Origin of the sequence: Streptomyces sp. NPDC007983, assembly GCF_042958345.1 — a bacterium.
Taxonomy (GTDB): Bacteria; Actinomycetota; Actinomycetes; order Streptomycetales; family Streptomycetaceae; genus Streptomyces.
In genome coordinates this window covers 535,458-553,958 of sequence record NZ_JBIBJI010000006.1, presented here as the reverse complement: position 1 = coordinate 553,958, position 18,501 = coordinate 535,458, and the positions used below count along the sequence as shown (strand labels likewise).

Here is an 18,501-nt window from a genome sequence, read left to right as displayed (position 1 = left end):
CCATGAGGTTTGCGACATGACCGCCATCAAGCGCAGCACGCGCCGTCCGCACGTCCGCCGTATCGCTCTCGTCAGCACCGTCGCCGCCGCAGGCTTGGTCCTCGCCGCCTGTGGCAACGACGACGACATGAGCGGCATGGACCACGGGAGCAAGAGCAAGAGCTCCGCCTCGGCGAGCGCGACCACCGGAGAGAATCCCGCACCGGGCGCGTTCAACGACGCGGATGTGAAGTTCGCGCAGATGATGATTCCCCACCACGAGCAGGCCGTCGAGATGTCCAAGCTGGCCGACGACCGCGCCGAGGACGCCAAGATCAAGACCCTCGCCGGGGACATCGAGAAGGCTCAGGACCCCGAGATCAAGAAGATGAAGTCCTGGCTCAAGGCCTGGGGCAAGCCCGAGTCCGGCAGCAGCATGCCCGGCATGGATCACGGTTCCGACAGCAGCATGCCCGGCATGGATCACGGCTCCGGCAGCTCTGACAACTCGGGTATGGCCGGGATGATGTCCGACAAGGACATGAAGGAGCTGACGGCCGCCAAGGGCACGGACTTCGACAAGAAGTTCGCGCAGATGATGATCGACCACCACAACGGGGCGATCGACATGGCCAAGGACGAGCAGAAGAACGGCAAGAACGCCACCGCGAAGAAGCTCGCCGACGATGTCGTCAAGAGCCAGACCACCGAGGTCAAGCAGCTCCAGGGCATCCTCGACAAGCTCTGATCCGATCACACGCCGACCGCTCCGGGCTCAGCCGGTCACTCCGGGGAGCCCGGAGCGGTCTCCGCCCCCACTCCTTACTGGGCCGCGCCCGGTCATGCCCTGGCCCGCCCTCAGATTTCCCGAGGACTCATGAAAACGCACCGCGCCGTCCAGGTGGCCACGACCGCCGTCGCCCTCGGCCTCACACTGGCGGCCTGCTCCGGCGATGACGGTGACACGGACTCGTCCGCTGCTGTCACGACTGTCAGCCACATCCACGGACTCGGGCTGGACCCGTCCGACCAGCGCCTGTACGTCGCGACCCACGAAGGCATCTACACCCCCGACACCAAGGGCAATCCCAAGCTGGTGGGCGACAGCAAGGACGACTTCATGGGCTTCACCGTGGCCCGGAGCAAGACCTTTTACGCCAGTGGCCACCCCGCCTCCGGGGCGGACGGCCCCGGCAACAAGGGACTGGTCAAGAGCACCGACGCGGGACGCACCTGGAAGTCGCTCTCCCTCTCAGGGGAGTCCGACTTCCATGCGTTGGACTACGCACACGGCACCGTCTACGGCTACGACTCCACCAACGGCCTGCTCCGCACCAGTAAGGACGGCGCCACCTGGAAGGACGGAGCGACATTCCAGGCCCTCGACATCGCGGTCAACCCTGACGACGCCGACCTCGTCCTCGCCACCACCGCGGGAGGAGTGGCCCGCAGTACCGACGGTGGCAAGACCTTCACCAAGGGCAAGCAACAGGTGATGGCCTTTCTCTCCTGGAAGGTGAAGAGCGCCCTCTACGGCATCGACATCTCCGGCAGGTTGAGCCGCAGCACCGATGGTGGTGCCACGTGGAAGAAGCTCGCCACCGTCCCCGGCGGGCAGCCGCAGGCTCTCACCGCCGTTGACGCCGAGCACATCCTGGCCGCAACGCAGAAGGGTGTGTACGAGTCGAAGGACGGCGGCAGGACCTTTACCAAGCGCCTCGCCGTCGAGTCGAGCGGCGGCCACTGACCCGCCGCGTGACGGCATGCCGGCCGCACCGGCAATGCCGCCGTGGCGGCAGCCCCAGACCCGTACCGCCGCCCGCCCGCGACCGGCCGGGATCGGCGCGGGCGAACCGCTCGAACACCTCGCCCTGGAGCGTGGCCGGGACGCCCGGACCGTCGTCCGCCACCGTCAGCTCGGCATGGCCGTCCGCCACCGCGAGCCGCACCGTGACCCGGGTTCCGGCCGGGGTGTGGGTCCGGGCGTTGGCCAGCAGATTGCCGATCACCTGCTGGAGCCGGTGCTCGTCGCCGAGCACGGTCACCGGCTCTTCGGCCAGCTCCAGCGTCCAGTGGTGGCCGGGCCCGGCGGCCCGCGCGTCGCCCGTCGCGTCCAGCACCACCCGGGTCAGATCCACCGGGCGGCGGGCCAGCGGCCGCCCCGCGTCCAGCCGGGCGAGCAGCAGCAGATCGTCGACGAGTGTGGACATCCGCTCCGACTCGGCCTGGATCCGCTCCAGCGCGTGCCGCACCTCCTCCGGTACCGGCCCCGGGCACCATTCCTCGAGCGGCGGCTCCTCCGGCACGTACACCGGCAGCGTGATCAATACCTCGTACGGGCTCCAGGTGTCCGTCACGCTCTCGCGCGGCAGGATCACCGAGGTCAAGGCGCTCCGGACACCGTCCGACCGGCCCCGGTCCCAGGAGATCGCCGCAACTGCCGTGCCACAGCTCACCCGTGAGGCGCTGAGCGCCCAGAGCGCGCACATCGACGCGGTCTCCGGCGCCACCTACACCAGCGAGGGGTACACCCGCTCCCTGCAGAGCGCACTGGACAAGGCCGGTGTCTGAGGCGTCCGCCCCCGCGCGGGGACTGCGCCACGTCGAGCACGCCATGGGCACGGTGTTCTCCTTCGACCTCCGCGACCCGGTCACCCCGCCGGTCCACCAGGCCCTGAAGGAGGCCGTGGCCTGGCTGCACCATGTGGACGAGGTGTTCTCCACCTACCGGCCCGACAGCGCGATCAGCCGCCTCGGCCGCGGCGAGCCGGTCCCGGAGCGGTACCGGCCCGAGGTGGCCGAGGTGTTCGCGCTGTGCGAGGAGGCGGCGGGCGCCACCGGCGGCTGGTTCAGCCACACCCCGGCCGGCCGGCTCGACCCGTCCGGGATGGTCAAGGGCTGGGCGATCGAACGGGCCTCGCAGATGCTGTACGAGGCGGGCGCGCACAACACGTGCGTCAACGGCGGCGGCGACATCCAGGCGCGCGGCGAGGCCGCCCCCGGCACACCCTGGCGGATCGGCATCGCCCACCCCACCCGCCCCGGCGAGCTGGCCGCCGTGGTCACCGGCCGCGATCTGGCCGTCGCCACCTCGGGAACGGCCGAACGCGGCACCCACGTCACGGACCCGCACACCGGCGAGCCCGCCACCGCCCTGGCCTCCCTCACCCTGACCGGCCCCGGCCTCACCCGGACCGACGCCTACGCCACGGCTGCCTTCGCCATGGGCGCAGGGGCCCGCGCCTGGACCGAGGCGCTGGACGGGTACGAGGCGCTGGGGGTCACCACGACGGGTGAGGTCTGGCACACCCTCGGCTTTCCCGGGGCCTCCGTCAGCCAGGGGCCGGCGCAGACGCCGAGCGGGCGTGAGGCGGGCGCTCCGGGAAGAGCCGCCTCTGTGCGCGCATGACGACGTGCCCGAGGCCGGAGAGCACGCAGGCGATCGCGAGGTCGACGGGTCGCAGCGGTTCGGTGCCCAACAGGGCGCGCAGGGGTGGCAGATAAACGCCGGCCGCCTGCAGGGCCAGGGCCGTGCCCACGGCGGCCAGCAGGAAGGGGTTGGTGAGGCTGCCCGGGCGGGCGCGGGAGCCCAGTGCGATGCCGAGCTGGGTGGCGCCGAGGACCAGGAACATCATGGACTGCCAGGGACGGCCGGTATCCCGCGCCCACACCCCGGCGACCAGGGTGACGCAGGCGACGAAGGCTCCCATGGCCAGGATGCGGGGCCACAGCCCGGCGCCAAGGACGCTCTCCTCGGGCGGGCGCGGTGGGTGGCGCATCACCCCCGGCTCCACGGGTTCGGCCCCCAGCGCCACACCGGGGAGGCCGTGGGTGAGCAGGTTGATCCACAGGATCTGGGCGGGGAGCAGGGGCAGGGGCATTCCCAGGAACGGGCCGAGGAGCATGACCAGGATCTCCGCAGTGCCTCCGGCGAGGGCGTAGAGCAGGAAGCGGCGCACGTTGGCGTAGACACGGCGGCCTTCCTCGACGGCGGCGACGACTGTGGCCAGGTTGTCGTCGGCGAGCACGAGGTCGGCCGCCTGGCGGGCCACTTCGGTGCCACGCCGTCCCATGGCCACGCCGATGTCCGCCCGGCGCAGGGCAGGGCCGTCGTTGACTCCGTCGCCGGTCATGGCCACCACATGGCCCGCCGCTCGCCACGCCTGGACGATGTCCAGCTTCTGGTCCGGCGTGGTCCGGGCGTAGACGCGCAAGGCGGTCAGCTCGCCTGCGGTGCCCGTGCGGATCCGGTCGCCCGTGGTGACCTCGTTCGCCCGGGCCACGATGCCCGAACGCGCCGCCACCGCCCGTGCGGTGAGGGGGTGATCGCCGGTAATGAGGACGGGGGCGATGCCGGCGTCTTCGCAGGCGGCGATGGTGGTGTGGGAGCTGTCGCGGGGCGGATCGAGGATGCCCACGAGTCCGAGCAGCGACAGGCCCGACTCCCAGGTGCCGTGGCTCGCGGGCGGCACCCCGTCGCGGTCGGCCGAGGCGATGGCGAGGACCCGGTAGCCGCCGCGGGCCAGTTCCTCAGCCTGGACGGCGGCCCGGGAGAGCATGTCCGGTGGATCGACGAGGACCGGGGGGCGGAGCATGGCCTCGGGCGCGCCCTTGCAGACGACCCGCAACCCGCCGCCGTCCCCGCGGTGCACGGTCGTCATGCGCTTGCGTGCGCTGTCGAAGGGAATCTCGTCAATTCGTGGCAACTGACGTTCCAGGGCCGACCGGTCCAGTCCCAGCCTGGCCCCGGCCGTGAGCAGGGCGGCCTCGGTGGGGTCGCCCATCGGGCGCCACCATGTCTCACCGTCCGGCGGAGGTTCCAGCGCGGCGTCGTTGCACAGCATCGCGGCGCTCAGCAGCGCGGCCAGGTCGGGGGCATCGCTCGCGGTGACGGTGTGGCCGTCGCGCGCCACGCGGCCCTCGGGGCCGTAGCCGATACCGCTGACGGTGGCCGCGCCCCAGGGCGTCCACAGCTTTTCGGCGGCCATCCGGCCCTCGGTCAGGGTGCCGGTCTTGTCGGTGGCGAGCACCGTGACCGAGCCCAACGTCTCCACCGCGGGAAGCCGGCGGACGATGGCGTGCCGGTCGGCCATCCGCCGTGCCCCCAGGGCCAGGGCGAGGGTGACCACGGCGGGCAGGGACTCGGGGACGGCCGCGACGGCGAGGCTGATCGCGGCCACGATCATCAGCTCGACCGGCTGTCCGCGGACCAGCCCCAAGGCGAGTACCACCGCGCACAGCGCGACGGTGACGGCCGCCAGCACCCGGCCGAACCGGGCCAGCCGTCGCTGCAGCGGGGTCAGGCCGGGTGCAGTTCCCATCAGCGCGGCGATCCGGCCGAGCGCGCTGTCCGGCCCGGTTCCGGTGACCTGCACCCGTCCGCGCCCGCGGACGACCACCGTGCCGGCCGACACCATGCCGAACGACCGGTCCGCGGCAACGGCCTTCTCCACCGGGACGGACTCGCCCGTCAGCGCCGACTCGTCGACCAGGAGCAGCGCCGCGTCGAGGACCTCACCGTCCGCAGGCACGATGTCCCCCTCGCCGAGCAGGACCAGGTCTCCCGGCACCACGTCGGCGGCCGGCACGGAACTCTCCGCGCCGTCGCGTACCACCCGGGCGGTGGGGGCGCTCAGGGCGGTCAGTGCGGCCACGGCCCGTTCCGCCCGTACCTCCTGGGCGACACCGGCCACGGTGTTCACCGTGATGACGAGCAGGATGACCGCGGTGTCCGGGAGGTCGTTGGTGGCGAGGGTCAGGGCGGCGGCCACGAGGAGCACCACGATCAGCGGGTCGCGCAGTTGCTGCGCCACGCGGCGCCATACGGGCGTGGGTCTTTCCTGGGCGACGGCGTTGGCTCCGTACTCCCCCAGCCGCCGCGCCGCCTCCTGCCGCGACAGCCCCGCCGTCACGCGGGGCCGTCCCCCGCGGTCAGCCGTACCGCCGTGACCTTGTACTCGGGGCAGGAGGTGACCGTGTCGGCGTGGTCGGAGGTGAGGCGGTTCACGCCGCTGGCGGGGAAGTGGAAGGCGCAGAAGACCTGGCCGGGGGCGGTTTCGACGCCGATGCGGGTGAGCAGACGTGCCCGGCCGTGTCTGCTGGTCACCGTGACGGGCTCGCCGTCGAACAGGCCGTACCGGGCGGCGTCGTCGGGGTGGACGTCGAGGTGGTCGGCGGGGTCGATGGTGAGGTTGCCGCCGCGCCGGGTCATGGAGCCGGAGTTGTAGTGCGCCCAGCGCCGCCCGGTGACCAGGATCAGCGGGTACTGGTCGTCGGGCTGCTCCCCCGGCGGCAGATACGGGGTGGCCGCCAGGTGGGCCCGTCCGTCGGGGGTGGCGAACCGTTCCCGGTACAGGGTGGCTTGTCCGGGCCGGCCGGGGTCGGGGCAGGGCCAGGGGACGGCGCCCTCCCGGTCCAGCCGCTGATGGGAGAGCCCGGCGAAGAGTGGGGTGAGCCGGGTGCATTCGGCCAGGGCGGCCGCCGGGTCCGGACACCCCAGGTCGGCGTCCATGGCGGCGGCTACGGCGTGGACGATCTCGAAGTCGGAACGGGCCTCGCCCGGTGGGGGCACGGCCGGGCGGACCCGCTGGAACCTGCGGTCGAAGTTGACGAAGGTACCGTCCTTCTCCAGCCAGGAGGCGGCCGGCAGGACGACGTCCGCGTGGCGGGCGGTCTCGGACAGGAACAGCTCGTTGCACACGACCAGCGGACAGGCAGCCAGGGCCTGGGCCACCCGGTTGGCGTCGGGGTCGGTGGCGCAGACGTCCTCCCCGACGACCCACAGCGCCCGCAGCCGCCCGGCCCGTGCCGCCGCGAACATCTCGGGAATCCGCAGTCCGGGTCGGTCGGGCACGGGGACGCCCCACACCTCCTCGGCGCGCGCGCGGACAGCCCGGTCGGTCACCTTCCCGTAGCCGGGGAGGACATCGGGCAGGGCGCCCATGTCAGAGGCACCTTGCACGTTGTTCTGGCCACGCAGCGGGTTGACCCCGAAACCGCGGCCGGTGCCCACGGCGCCGCGCAGGACAGCGAGGTTGGCCAGCGCCCGTACGCCGTCGGTGCCGTGGAGGTGTTCGGTGACGCCGAGGCCGTAGACGATGGCGGGCCGCGCGGCCCGCCCGTAGAGCCGGGCGGCCGCCACCAGGTCCGCCGCGGGCACGCCGGTGAGGGCGGCCACCCGGTCCGGCGGGTAGTCGGCCAGCAGCTCGGCCAGCTCCGGCAGACCGGCGGCCCGGTCCCGCAGGAACGCGTGGTCGACGAGACCTTCGGCGAGCAGCACATGGGCGAGGCCGTGGAAGAGCGCGACGTTGGTGCCGGGCCGGGGCCGCAGATGCACATCGGCATGCGTCGCCAGCCCCACGGCCCGTGGGTCGGCGACGACGAGACGCGCCCCTTGGAGCACGCGCTGCAACAGTCGTGCGCCGACCACCGGGTGCGCCTCGGCCGGGTTGGCGCCCACCACCAGCAGACAGTCCGAGCGCTCGACGTCGTCGAAGGTGTCCGTGCCACCCGGGAGCCCGAAAGTGGCCATGAGCCCGGCGGCGGACGGGGAGTGGCACAGTCGTGAGCAGTTGTCGACGCTGTTGGTGCCGATCACGACCCGCATGAACTTCTGGAGGAGGTAGTTCTCCTCGTTGGTGGCGCGGGCGGAGGAGATGGCCGCCGCGGCGTCGGGGCCGCCTTCCTGGACGGCGGCGCGCAGCCCGTGGGCGATGTGGTGCAGCGCTTCGTCCCATCCGACCGGCTCAAGACGGCCGCCGCGGCGCAGCAGGGGCCGGGTGAGTCGTTCGGGCGAGGTGCGGTAGCCGCGCGCGAAGCGGCCCTTGACGCATGCGTGTCCCCGGTTGACCGGTCCGTCGCGGGCCGGCAGGACGGCCGCGATCGCGCCGTCTTCCGTGACCACGTCCAAGGTGCAGCCCACGCCGCAGTAGCCACAGGTCGTACGGGTCCTGGTCGAGGTCGCGGGGTCGTCCGGGCTTGCGCTGGTGAGTCCGGGCACGGGTCCCGGCTCGAAGATGGCGCCGGTGGGACAGCTGTCGACGCAGCCGCCGCAGGCGACGCAGTCGGACTGGGCCCACGGCCCGCCGGTGCCCGGAGCGACGACGGTGTCGGCACCCCGGCCGACCAGGGTCAAGGCGAAGGTGCCCTGCACGTCCGCGCACATGCGCACGCACCGGCCGCACGCGATGCACAGGTCCCGGTCGAGGTGGACGTACGGATGGGAGTCGTCGCCACCGCGGTCTCCGGGGCCGGTGGCCGTTTCGGGTCCGATGCCCAGAGACCGGCACACCCGGGCGAGTTCGGTGCGGTTGCCGGGGGCCAGGGCCCGGGGCGGCAGGGCGGAGACGATGACTTCGACCGCCTCACGGCGCAGCGCCCGCAGATCGTCGGCGGTGGCTTCGACCGTGGCGCCGGGGGCCGCCGGAGTGACGCAGGACGCCACGATCCGCCCGTCGGCCCGTACCAGGCAGGTCCGGCAGGAACCGGCCGGTGCGAAGCGGTCGTCGTGGCAGAGCGCGGGCAGCTCGACCCCGGCCCCGCGCACGGCGGCGAGAAGCGAGACGCCCTCGGATACGTCGACGGCGGTGCCGTCGAGCTGGATCCCGGTCATTGGTCCCACCCCGCCAGGGGGTGTCCGTACGCCCGCGCGAGACTGCGGACGGCGGGCGGGATCCGCCGCCCGAAGGCGCACAGGCTCGCCTCGGCCAGGACGCGCGACAGCCTGCCGTACTCCGCACCGGGTGGTACACCCTCGGCCGCCAGCTCCAGGCCGCGGCGGGAGCCGACCCGGCACGGTGAGCAAGCCCCGCAGCTTTCGGCGGCGGCGAACTCCCAGACGTGCCGCAAGACATCCTGCGGGGCCACACGCCGGTCGAAGGCGACGAGACCGGCGTGGCCGAGGGCCGCGCCCCGGGCCGCCAGACCCCCCTCGCTCAAGGGCACGTCCAGCGCGTCGGGCGCGAGGAAGCCGCCCAGGGGGCCGCCCACCTGGAGGGCGGCGAGCTCGGCACCGTCCTTCAGCCCACCGCCCAGCTCGGTGACGATCCGCCGCACCGGGGTGCCCAGCTCGACCTCGTAGACGCCCGGCCGGGCGAACCGCTCGGACAGGCACACCAGCTTGGTGCCGGACTCCTCGGGTGTCCCGCGCCGGGCGTACGCCGCGCCGCCCCGGGAGACGATCCAGGGGACGGCCGCCAGCGTCTCGACGTTGTTCACCACGGTCGGCGCGTCCCACAACCCGCGCTGCGTGGGATACGGCGGCCGGGGCCGGGCGCAGCCCCGGTCACCTTCCAGCCCGGCGATCAGGGCGGTCTCCTCACCGGCCACATACGACCCCGCGCCCCGGACCACCTCGATGTCCACCGTGGTACCGGTCCCGTGCACCAGCGGACCGAGATGACCGGCGGCATAAGCGCTGGTGACCGCCTCCCTCATCCGGGCCAGCGCCCGCGGATACTCCGAGCGCACCAGCACCACGCCACGGGCGGCCCCGCAGGCGAAACATGCCAGAGCCAGTCCCTCCAGCACCCGGTCCGGGTCGGCTTCCATCAACAGCCGGTCGGCGTAGGAACCGGGGTCGCCCTCGTCCCCGTTGGCCACCACCACAGTGTCCCGAGCACCGCCCGCGGCGGCCCATTTGGCGGCCACGCGAAATCCCGCGCCACCACGCCCTCGCAGCCCGGATTCCGCCACCTCCCGATGGACGTCCTCGGGCCGACGCGCGGCCACCACATGCGGCCACACCTGCCACGGACGCTCCCCCGACACCACGCCACCCAGCAGAACAGGGTCACCGGTCGCGTCGGCAGCGGGAATCTCGGGCGCCGCTCGTGGTGGCACCCGGCCGGTGAGCTGGTCAGCCAGATCGGGGCCGGCACGCGGCGTGTCACCGTCGACGGCGGCGGGCCCCGCGTAGCAGTAGCCGAGGCAGCGAACGGCCTGCAGCGATGTCTCCCCGTCCGGTGTGACGCTCCCCGTGGTGACACCCAGCCCGGCCTCCACCTCACCGGCATGACACCCGGCCGATGCCGCGAAGCACGCCGTCGCGGCGCACACCCGCACGTGGCGACGGCCGTGCGGGGCGGCGAGGTCCGCATAGTACGAGGCCGGGCCGAGCGCGGCTGCGGCCGGCAGGCCGAACCGAGCGCCCTCCTCGGACGCCCAGTCCTCGGGGCCGTCCGCCGTCCGGACGCGGGTACGCGCCAGGGCTTCCAGCAACCGGCCGCCCGGCCGCCCTCTCCGGGCGGCCAGGGCACGGAAGGCGTCGAAGCGCTCTGCGGAGTGGGGGGCCGACATGGCTTCATCGTGCGACCCGTCTCCCCGGGCCGCATCCGGTGGCCGCTGTCATGGCGGGCCGTTCCCGCCATCAGGGTGTGCTTCGCCTCCGATGGAACCGCGGCGGTGCGGGCTTGGCCACGTGGGTACCCAAGGGCGGACGAGTCGACCGTAGGAAGGCGGTGGGGATGATGGCACTCCCGCTGGTCGTGGGTGTTGACGGATCGGATTCCAGTCTCCAGGCGGTGGACTGGGCCGTGGATGAGGCGGCCCGCCACGAGCTGCCCCTGCGCCTGGTCCACGCCTCCCGATGGGAGCGGTACGAGGAGCGCCTCCCCTCGCTCAGCACCAGCCGCTCCTCCGGGGAGATCGTGGCCGAGAACATCGCCGCCTCCTGCCTGCAACGCGCGACCTTGCGCAACCCGGAGGTGACGGTGTCCGCCGAGGCCCTGGCCGAGGACACCGTGTCGGCGCTACTGCACGAGGGCCGCGAGGCATTCGCCGTGGTCACGGGATCCCACGGCAGAAGTGAGCTGGCGGACACGCTTCTGGGCTCGGTCAGTCTGGCGGTCGCGGCACGTTCCGTCTCCCCCGTCATCGTGGTCCGCGGCCCGGAGCGCAACCGTCAAGGGGCCTTCGGACGCGTGGTCCTCGCGGTCGGCGACGTCGCGGAGGGCTCGGCCGCCATCCGATTCGCCTTCCGCGAGGCGCGGGCGCGGGACGCCGAACTGCACGCCGTACGCACATGGCGGCGCCCGGCGCACCCCCACGGGAGCCAGTCGCTGCTCATTCACGAGGCGAGCACCCTGATCTACGAGGAGCAGGCGGCGACCATCCTCAATGAGGTGCTGGACGAGGTCGAGCGCGAAGAGGGCGACAAGACCGTGTGCCACCGCGATGTGATCGAGGGTCCCGCACACCGGGTCCTACAGGATGTGTCGGAGCAGGCCGATCTGCTGGTCGTCGGCTCCCTGCACCGTCGCGACCGCTCCGGGCTGCAGCTCGGCCGGGTCAGCCACGCCGTGCTGCACCGCGCGGCGTGCCCGGTGGCCGTCGTGCCGCAGCGGGTGTGATCGGCACGGGTGCGCTCAGGCCCGCCACCGTCGTGCGGCACGCAGCTGTCGCAGGTAGGGGTCGTACGCGTGGCGGGGCAGGATGCGCAGCCGGACGTCCAGGGCCACGACGCCGTCGGGCCGGGCCACCACCGGGTTGAGGTCGGCCTCGGCGAGTTGAGGGAGGTCACAGGCCATCCGGGACAGCCGCTGCAAGAGCTGCTCCAGCCCTTCCAGGTCGACGGCCCCGCCACCGCGGTAGCCGAACAGCAGTGGGGCACATCGCGGTGCGGTGAGGAGGCCGTGGACGTCACGATCGGTGAGCGGGGCGAGTTTGGCGGCGTGGTCGGCGAGGAGTTCGGTGGCGGTGCCGCCGAGGCCGAAGAGCACCAGGGGGCCGAACACCTCGTCCTGGACGACGCCCGCGAACAGCTCGATGCCCTGGCGCGCCATGGGCTGGAGGAGGACGCCGGTCATCCGGTCCCCGAAGCGGGCCCGCAGCTCCCGATAGGCGTGGCGCACCTGGTCCGGCCCTTCGAGGTCGAGGCGCAGCGCTCCCTGGTCGCTCTTGTGCACCAGACCGGGCCAATAGGCCTTGACGGCCACCCGGTCGCGATCGTCCTCGGCCAGGTGCCGTGCGGCGGCCACGGCGGTGTCCTCGTCCTCGGCCCAGGCCCAGGGCAACTGGGGGATGCGGTAGCGGTCGAGCAGGGCCGCGCAGTCACGCGGGTCGAGCCAGCCACCACCGGGGTGGGCGGCGAGGAACGTCTCCACGATGGCCGCCGCGCCGGCGCGGTCGATCCCCGACAGCGGGGGGATACTGCCCGGCGGTTCGGCCCGCCATTGGGCGTAGCGGACGGCGTGGGCGAGGGCGCGCGCCGCCGACTGGGGTTCGGTGTAGGCCGGCACCGGGCTGTCGTCGGCTGTCGGGAGGAGCCGTACGGGAGCTTCCTGGTCGAGGAGCACCGCGGCCACCGGGCGGGACCGGCGCCCCGGCATGCCGGTGAGGGCGAGCAGCGGGTCGTCCCGGGTCCCGGTGGCGAGCGCGGTCGGCACGAGCACCACCAGCACGGCGTCCACCGCCCCGCACGCCGCCAGCCGGTCCAGGCAGGAGCGCATCCGGTCGGCGGTGACCGCGGCCGTGGTGTCCACGGGGTTGGTGGTGGCGGCACCGGGCGGCAGGACCGCCCGCAGTTCACCGGCCAGGCCGGGATCCAGGGCGGGGACGGTCAGCCCCGCGTCGACGCAGGCGTCGGCGGCGAGCACACCGGCTCCCCCGGCGTTGCTCACGACCGCGACACGGCCGTCGGCGGGCAGTGGCTGGGCGTGCAACAGGGCTGTGGTGTCTACCAGTTCGGCGACGCTCTGGGTGGCGATGATGCCCGCCTGGGCGAACAGCGCGCGGCGGGTCATGGTGGGAGTGGCCGCGGCGGCGGTGTGCGAGGCGGCGGCGCGCCGTCCGGCTTCCGAGCGGCCCGCGTCCACGGTGAGGACGGGCATGGTCCGGGCGACGCGGCGGGCGGTGCGGGAGAAGGCCCGCGGGTTGCCGAAGGATTCCAGGTGGAGCACGGCGAGCCGGGTGCCGGGGTCCGACTCCCACCACTGGAGCATGTCGTTGCTGCTGACGTCGTACTTGTCGCCGAGTGAGACGAAGCTGGACACGCCGACGCCGAGGCGCCCGTACCGCTCCAGCAGCGCGATGCCGACGCCGCCGGACTGCACGGCGACTCCTACGCACCCTGGCAGGGGAGGATGCGCGGCGAACGTGGCGTTGAGACGCACCTCGTCGAACGTATCGGCGATCCCCAGGCAGTTGGGGCCCACCAGTCGCATCCCGTGGCGGCGGCAGCAGGTGAACAGCGCCTCCGCCTGGTCGGCGTCGAGTCCCGCCGTCAGGACGACCAGCGCCCGCACCCCCACCGCGCCGCACTCCTCCGCCACGCCCGGGACCGCGGGCGCCGGTACGGCGAGCACGGCGAGTTCGGGTACGAGGGGGAGGGCGGCCACGGACGGGAACGCCGGTGTTCCCTGGATGACGGGGGCCTGGGGGTTGACCGCGTACAGCGCACCGGTGAAGCCCCCGGACCGCAGGTTTCCCAGCACGGCGCGCCCCACCGATCCGGGCCGTCGGCCCGCGCCGACGACGGCCACCGAACGCGGCCGCAGCAGGGGCCGCAGGCTGGCCACATCGGCGATCCGGCCCCGCCGGTCCACCGCCGCCAGGTAGTGCTCGTCCTGCTCCAGGTGGACGGTGCAGCGGACATCGGTGCCGTCGAAGTGGCGGGAGGTGCGCAGGCCCAGATCGCCGAAGACCTTCAGGACCTCATGGTTCTCGGCGAGCGCTTCGGCGGTGAAGGCGGACACGCCCGCCTCCCGGGCCGCGTGGACGAGGTGTTCGAGCAGCAGGGTGCCGATCCCCTGACCGTGGCGGCCCTCGGCGACGGCCAGGGCGATGTCCGCGGACACCGGTTCGCCAGGGACCGTGGGCAGCGTGTCGTACTCGGCCACCCCGACCACCCGGCCCTCCGCCACCGCGACGAGTGCCTGATACCCGCGGTGCGCGGGTGCGCAGATGCGCTCCGCCGCCACCCGTGCGTAGCGCGGATTGACGGCGAAGAAACGCAGCCGCAGGGCCTCGGGGGACATCTCACGGTGCATCCGCAGGACCTCGTCCAGGTCCTGTGCCCGTGCGGGACGTATCTCGACGGTGCTGCCGTCCGCGAGCAGCGCGTGGACCGTCTCGGGACGGTGGGTCGTCTCCGTCACTCCGCGCCCCTTCCGTCGACCGTGCGGACCGCGTGTCGTCAGTCGTGGGGCACGACGGCGACGGGACACGCGGCGTGGTGGAGGAGCGCCTGGGTGACGTGGCCGAGGCGGGGCGCGACGGGAGACCGGTGGGAGTGGCGTCCGACGACCACCAGCCCGGCCCGGGAGGCGGCTGCCAGCAAGGCATCCGCGGGGCGGCCGTGCTCGATCTGCTCGGTCACCGGGACGTCGGGGTACTTCTCCCGCCACAGCTCCACTGCTTCCGCCAGCAGCCTCCGCTCTTCGTCCCTGGCGTCCTCGTCCCCGGCGCTCGCGGCCTGGCCGGGACGCGTCCGGGGTTGCGGACCGTGGGTGAACACCGGCGGCGCCAGTGCGCGTACGGCACGCACCCCCGTTCCGCGTGCCGCTGCGGTGGCGAAGGCGAATTCGATGGGTGCTGCCGACTCCGGCGGGTCCTGTACGCCCACGACCACCTCACCTCCCTCGGGCCCGGTCCGTTCTCCGCTGCCCCCGCGCACCATCACCACCGGGCTCGTCGAGCATCCCAGCACCTGCAGCCCCACGGATCCGAGCAGGTAGCCGGCCACGGCGCCCCGCCCGTGCGACCCGAGCACCAGCATCTGGGAGGACGCACCGTGGCCGACCAGGCCCTCGACGGCCGTCCGCGGGACGAGTTCGGCGGATACCGGCACCTTCGGGTAGCGGTCCGCGAGTCGCGCCTTCGCCGCGTCCAGGGCCTCCTGCGCCCAGAGTTTGCGCATCTCGGGAGCCTGGGCGGTGCGCGCCGTCGGCGCCGGCAGCATCCAGGCGTGGACCAGCCGCAGCGGCGCATGTCGGCACTGCGCTTCCCGCGCCGCCCACTCGGCGGCAGCCACGCTCTCGGGCGAGCCGTCGAGGCCGACGGTGATGGGACGCGCCGTGGGGGTCTGCGTCATCGGGGCTCGGCCTCCTCGCGGATTCCGGTGCCGTCGCGGACTGGCGATCGCGGTGGCCCGCGCGTCACGACACCGGGGGCACGGGGTGCGGCCGGTCGCCCATGCGGCCAGTGTGGCACCGATCGGGCGGCCACGCCGCCGAGCGGTATCGCCCATGGACGGCCCAGTCCGGCGCGACAGGTCCGCACCCGGTGCGGACACTGAGAGCGAAGGCCGAACCATGAGGAGAGGTCGTGGCCGGACTCCGGGACTTTCTGCTGCGGTTCCGCCCGGTCGGGTCGCCGGGCCGGGCGGCGCCCGGCGGCGTGCCCGCGGACCGTACGGCGGAGCTCACCGCGGAGTTGGATCCGCCGCTGGCGCTCCTGGAAGAAGCCGAGGAGGAAGCCCGGCACATCCGCGACGGCGCGGCTCGCGAGGCGGCGGAGAGGCGGCGCGCGGCTGAGCGCCAGGCCCAGGAGATCGTGGAGAGCTCCCAGGACCGGGCTCGGGAGGTGCGGGCGACGAGCGCGGCCCGAGTCCGCCGGAATGCCGAGGCCGAGGCGGCGGAACTGCTCGCCACAGCGCAGCGGGAGACAGCCGCGGTACGCCGCAGAGCCGAGGAACGCATGCCCCGTCTTCTGGACCGGGTGGCGGACATGGTGGCCGAGGACATCGAGACCCCGCATGCCCCTGCCAAGGGACGGCCCGGGGACGCTGGGCGGAGGAATCCGTGATGGGCGCCGGATGGGTGGCCGGGGTGACACGCGCCAGGGCCATGCTCTCGCGCGCCCTCGGCAGGGAGGAGACGGAGGAGGTGGCTTCGGCACCGGGCCTCGAAGCCGCCGTTCGCCATCTGAGTGCCTCGCCCTACGGTCGGGGGCTGCTCCCCGGGACATCGCTCGGTGATGCCCAGCAGGCGGTGGCGGCCGCCTTTCTGTGGCATCTGCGCGTGCTCGCCGGCTGGCAGCCGCTCAGCGGCGCGCACACCATCCGTCTGCTCGCCTCCGGGTTCGAGATCGCCAACGTGGAGGACCATCTGCGCACGCTGACGGGAGTCGGCCGGTCCCGGGCGCCGTACCGGCTGGGCGCGCTGGCGACGGCCTGGCCCCGACTGGCCGGTACCGGCTCGCCACGCGAGCTGCGGGCCGCGCTGGCCGCCTCCGGCTGGGGCGACCCCGGGGAGGCCACTCCCGCGGCGGTGGCCGTCGGGATGCGGGTGTCCGCCGCGGTGCGTACGGCGACGGCCGTACCGGAGGCCGCGCGCTGGGCGGCGGGGCGGCTCGCCCTGCTGGTCGGGCGGGAGGTGTTCGTCGCCCGCCGCTCCTTGCCTCGGCTGTCCGCGGAACGGGCCGAGCGGCTGCTCGGCGCGAAGGCCATGGCCGCCACGTCGTTCACCGACTACCGGCGTGAACTGCCGCCCGCCGCCCAATGGGCCGTGGCCGGGGTCGACGACGGGGCCGGTCTGTGGCGGGCGGAGGGCCGGTGGTGGGACCGGCTGGACGAAGGCGGGTGGGCGCTGCTGCGCGGCTCCCGCCCCGGCTCGGCACCGGTCGTCGGCGCGGTCGCCGTGCTCTCCGCGGACGCCTGGCGGGTGCGCGGCGCGCTGGAGGGCGCCGCGCGGGGCGGTCGACGCCTGGAGGCGTTCGATGCACCGGCCTGAGGCAATGATCCCGGTCCGCATGCGACGGGTGGCGATCGTCGCCCCACGGGACGCACTGCGCGAGACGCTGGTGCGCGTCGCCGAAGCCGGCTGCGTCGACATCGACCACACCGAGGGGGGGCGGTCCGGGCGCTCCCGGGCAGGGCTCCGCGGCCCATCGGCTACGACGTTCGCAGGTGGAACCGGCGCACGCCGTGCTCAGTGTCCGACCCCCCGACCTCGACGCGCTGGAGCGTGCGGGCCGCACCGATCTGCTGGCCGGTGAGGCGCAGCTCGAGGAACGCCAGGCAAGTGCGGTGCGGCGCGGAGACGTCGCGGCACTCGCCGGGTGGTGCCCGGCCGACGACGTTCCAGCGACCGCGCGGCGTCTGGCAGCGTCGGGAGGGGCGCTGGTGCCGCTGCGCGCACCGCGCGGAGTGGAGCCGCCGACGCTGCTCCGCGAAGCCGGTGCGGTACGGCGCTCGTTCGTGCCCTTGGTGCGGACGTACGGGACGGTGCCGTACCCGGATCTCGACCCCACGATGCCCGCGGGCATCGCCTACGTGGTGATGTTCGGGGTGATGTTCGGTGACGCCGGGCATGGGGCCCTGCTGCTGCTCGCGGGGATCGCGCTGCGCCTGGGCCACCCCCGCCGTGCCGCGTCCCTGCGCCCGCTGTGGCCGTTCGTCGCCGGGGCCGGACTCACCAGCTGTCTGGCGGGTGCCGCGTACGGCGAGTTCTTCGGGCCGACCGGCGTTCTCCCGGTGCTCTGGCTGAACCCGTTGCAGGATCCGCTGCGGCTGATCGTCACCGCCATCGGCTTCGGCGCGCTGCTGCTGGCCCTGGCATACGCGGCGGGCATCGCGAACCGCTGGCGGGAAGGCGGGCCGGGAAACGCCCTGTTCGCGCTCTCCGGGATCGCCGGGGCCATGCTCTACCTGGGCCTCGCCGTCATGGGCGGTGGCGTCTGGCTGGGCCGCCCCGCCGTCCTGGCGGGCGCCGTGATCGCGGGTACCGGCCTCCTCCTGGCCGGATCCGGGCTGTCCGCCGTGGCCGGCGGTGGCGCGGGGGGCGCCGTTCAGGTGGGGATCCGGCTCTTCGACGGGGTGCTGCGCATCGGGTCCAATGTCATCTCTTTCGCACGGCTGGCGGCCTTCGGGCTCACGCATGCCGCACTCGGCTCGATCGTGTGGCGCGGCACCACGGCACTGGCGGACCGGGGCAGTGCGGCAGTGATCGCGGCCGCGGTGCTCTTCGTCGTCGGCAACACGCTCGCCTTCGCTCTGGAGGCGCTGGTGGCCGGGGTGCAGGCACTGCGGCTGGAGTTCTACGAGCTGTTCTCCCGGGTGTTCGAGGACCAGGGGCGTCCGTTCCGTCCCTGGAGCCTGCCCGTGCTGGACGGTCAGGGCCACGCGGCGAATGCGCCGCGAGGTGGGGCGACGTACGAGGAGGCCATGTGATCGCCTGGTTCATCGCTCTCCCGGTCGTCGGCGCGGTCCTGGCGCTGGGGCGGCTGCTGCTGCGACGGTCCCGGCACAGGGCCCTGCGGTGGGTGTTCGCCGCCAACGCCCTGCTGTTCACGGGAGCGGCGGCCCTCCTCGTGGTGGCCATGGGCAACGAGTCCGCGCAGGCGGCGGCACCGGCCGCGGCACAGGGCTCCGGCGCCGCCTCGGCCGCCCTGATCGGCGCCGCCATCTCCGTGGCCGGGGCCTCCATCGGCGCGGCGATCGCCGTGGCCTACACCGGCGCCGCCGCGGTGGCGGCGCTCAGCGAGCGCCCGGAACTCTTCGGCCGGGCGATGGTGATCGTCGGACTGGCCGAGGGCATCGCCATCTACGGCCTGGTCGTCGCCATCATCCTGATCGGAAAGGCCTGA

14 protein-coding genes and 1 pseudogene are annotated in these 18,501 nt (G+C 73.7%); 9 read left to right on the top strand and 6 right to left on the bottom strand.

The annotated features are described in order from the left end of the window. Positions 1-16: 16 nt before the first annotated feature. A complete protein-coding gene (locus ACFZCY_RS22330) occupies positions 17-727 on the top strand; it encodes a DUF305 domain-containing protein (protein WP_391175762.1) in 711 nt (236 codons plus the stop codon). 129 nt (positions 728-856) lie between these two features. Next, positions 857-1,726, top strand: a complete 870-nt coding sequence (locus tag ACFZCY_RS22325) for a F510_1955 family glycosylhydrolase (protein WP_391175759.1) — start codon at positions 857-859, stop codon at positions 1,724-1,726. Here the strand turns inward: ACFZCY_RS22325 and ACFZCY_RS22320 are convergent. Then, a pseudogene (locus tag ACFZCY_RS22320) lies at positions 1,686-2,249 on the bottom strand (sensor histidine kinase); the annotation flags it as partial. The gene ACFZCY_RS22325 and the pseudogene ACFZCY_RS22320 overlap by 41 nt on opposite strands. A 76-nt stretch (positions 2,250-2,325) precedes the next feature. Here ACFZCY_RS22320 and ACFZCY_RS22315 point away from each other — a divergent pair. Together ACFZCY_RS22315 and ACFZCY_RS22310 are read left to right on the top strand one after the other, a co-directional pair. Further along, complete coding sequence (locus ACFZCY_RS22315) at positions 2,326-2,550, top strand: FMN-binding protein (protein WP_391175755.1); 225 nt, start codon at positions 2,326-2,328, stop codon at positions 2,548-2,550. A 43-nt stretch (positions 2,551-2,593) separates the two neighbouring features. After that, positions 2,594-3,388, top strand: coding sequence for an FAD:protein FMN transferase (locus ACFZCY_RS22310; RefSeq protein ID WP_391175990.1), 795 nt, complete (start codon positions 2,594-2,596; stop codon positions 3,386-3,388). Here the strand turns inward: ACFZCY_RS22310 and ACFZCY_RS22305 are convergent. Genes ACFZCY_RS22305 through ACFZCY_RS22295 form a run of 3 tightly spaced genes read right to left on the bottom strand, consistent with a single transcriptional unit; the run spans position 3,312 to position 10,275 of the window. Beyond that, positions 3,312-5,891 carry an HAD-IC family P-type ATPase gene (locus tag ACFZCY_RS22305; protein ID WP_391175753.1) on the bottom strand — a complete coding sequence of 860 codons (2,580 nt, stop codon included), beginning with the start codon at positions 5,889-5,891 and terminating at the stop codon, positions 3,312-3,314. The genes ACFZCY_RS22310 and ACFZCY_RS22305 overlap by 77 nt on opposite strands. Continuing rightward, positions 5,888-8,590 (bottom strand): formate dehydrogenase subunit alpha, encoded by a 2,703-nt coding sequence (fdhF, locus tag ACFZCY_RS22300; RefSeq protein ID WP_391175750.1) that lies wholly within the window; start codon positions 8,588-8,590, stop codon positions 5,888-5,890. The genes ACFZCY_RS22305 and fdhF overlap by 4 nt, the downstream gene beginning before the upstream one ends. Next, positions 8,587-10,275 (bottom strand): NAD(P)H-dependent oxidoreductase subunit E, encoded by a 1,689-nt coding sequence (locus tag ACFZCY_RS22295; protein ID WP_391175747.1) that lies wholly within the window; start codon positions 10,273-10,275, stop codon positions 8,587-8,589. Before ACFZCY_RS22295 ends, fdhF begins: the two co-directional genes overlap by 4 nt. Before the next feature lie 170 nt (positions 10,276-10,445). On the opposite strand from ACFZCY_RS22295, the gene ACFZCY_RS22290 reads away from it, so the two are divergent. Continuing rightward, the gene (locus tag ACFZCY_RS22290; RefSeq protein ID WP_391175987.1) at positions 10,446-11,327 is read left to right on the top strand and encodes a universal stress protein; all 882 of its coding nucleotides are present in this window, start codon (positions 10,446-10,448) and stop codon (positions 11,325-11,327) included. Positions 11,328-11,342: 15 nt separating this feature from the next. On the opposite strand, the gene ACFZCY_RS22285 is transcribed toward ACFZCY_RS22290, so the two are convergent. Further along, positions 11,343-14,072 carry a GNAT family N-acetyltransferase gene (locus ACFZCY_RS22285; protein ID WP_391175744.1) on the bottom strand — a complete coding sequence of 910 codons (2,730 nt, stop codon included), beginning with the start codon at positions 14,070-14,072 and terminating at the stop codon, positions 11,343-11,345. Between the two features lie 38 nt (positions 14,073-14,110). Next, the gene (locus tag ACFZCY_RS22280) at positions 14,111-15,007 is read right to left on the bottom strand and encodes a universal stress protein (RefSeq protein ID WP_391175741.1); all 897 of its coding nucleotides are present in this window, start codon (positions 15,005-15,007) and stop codon (positions 14,111-14,113) included. Positions 15,008-15,240: 233 nt separating this feature from the next. Here ACFZCY_RS22280 and ACFZCY_RS22275 point away from each other — a divergent pair, with 233 nt between their 5' ends. From ACFZCY_RS22275 to ACFZCY_RS22260, 4 genes are all read left to right on the top strand, one after another. Beyond that, on the top strand, positions 15,241-15,720 hold the full coding sequence (locus ACFZCY_RS22275; protein WP_391175738.1) for a hypothetical protein: 480 nt from the start codon (positions 15,241-15,243) through the stop codon (positions 15,718-15,720). Then, the gene (locus ACFZCY_RS22270) at positions 15,720-16,646 is read left to right on the top strand and encodes a hypothetical protein (RefSeq protein ID WP_391175735.1); all 927 of its coding nucleotides are present in this window, start codon (positions 15,720-15,722) and stop codon (positions 16,644-16,646) included. The genes ACFZCY_RS22275 and ACFZCY_RS22270 overlap by 1 nt, the downstream gene beginning before the upstream one ends. A 194-nt stretch (positions 16,647-16,840) precedes the next feature. Beyond that, positions 16,841-18,085 (top strand): V-type ATPase 116kDa subunit family protein, encoded by a 1,245-nt coding sequence (locus ACFZCY_RS22265; RefSeq protein WP_391175731.1) that lies wholly within the window; start codon positions 16,841-16,843, stop codon positions 18,083-18,085. Next, a complete protein-coding gene (locus tag ACFZCY_RS22260; RefSeq protein WP_391175728.1) occupies positions 18,082-18,501 on the top strand; it encodes an ATP synthase subunit C in 420 nt (139 codons plus the stop codon). Before ACFZCY_RS22265 ends, ACFZCY_RS22260 begins: the two co-directional genes overlap by 4 nt.

Bases quoted from the DNA above. Each gene is read 5' to 3' on its own strand.
- ACFZCY_RS22290 (WP_391175987.1), top strand. From the start codon at position 10,446: ATGGCACTCCCGCTGGTCGTGGGTGTTGACGGATCGGATTCCAGTCTC.
- fdhF (WP_391175750.1), bottom strand. From the start codon at position 8,590: ATGACCGGGATCCAGCTCGACGGCACCGCCGTCGACGTATCCGAGGGC.
- ACFZCY_RS22270 (WP_391175735.1), top strand. From the start codon at position 15,720: ATGGGCGCCGGATGGGTGGCCGGGGTGACACGCGCCAGGGCCATGCTC.
- ACFZCY_RS22310 (WP_391175990.1), top strand. From the start codon at position 2,594: ATGGGCACGGTGTTCTCCTTCGACCTCCGCGACCCGGTCACCCCGCCG.
- ACFZCY_RS22280 (WP_391175741.1), bottom strand. From the start codon at position 15,007: ATGACGCAGACCCCCACGGCGCGTCCCATCACCGTCGGCCTCGACGGC.
- ACFZCY_RS22330 (WP_391175762.1), top strand. From the start codon at position 17: ATGACCGCCATCAAGCGCAGCACGCGCCGTCCGCACGTCCGCCGTATC.
- ACFZCY_RS22295 (WP_391175747.1), bottom strand. From the start codon at position 10,275: ATGTCGGCCCCCCACTCCGCAGAGCGCTTCGACGCCTTCCGTGCCCTG.
- ACFZCY_RS22325 (WP_391175759.1), top strand. From the start codon at position 857: ATGAAAACGCACCGCGCCGTCCAGGTGGCCACGACCGCCGTCGCCCTC.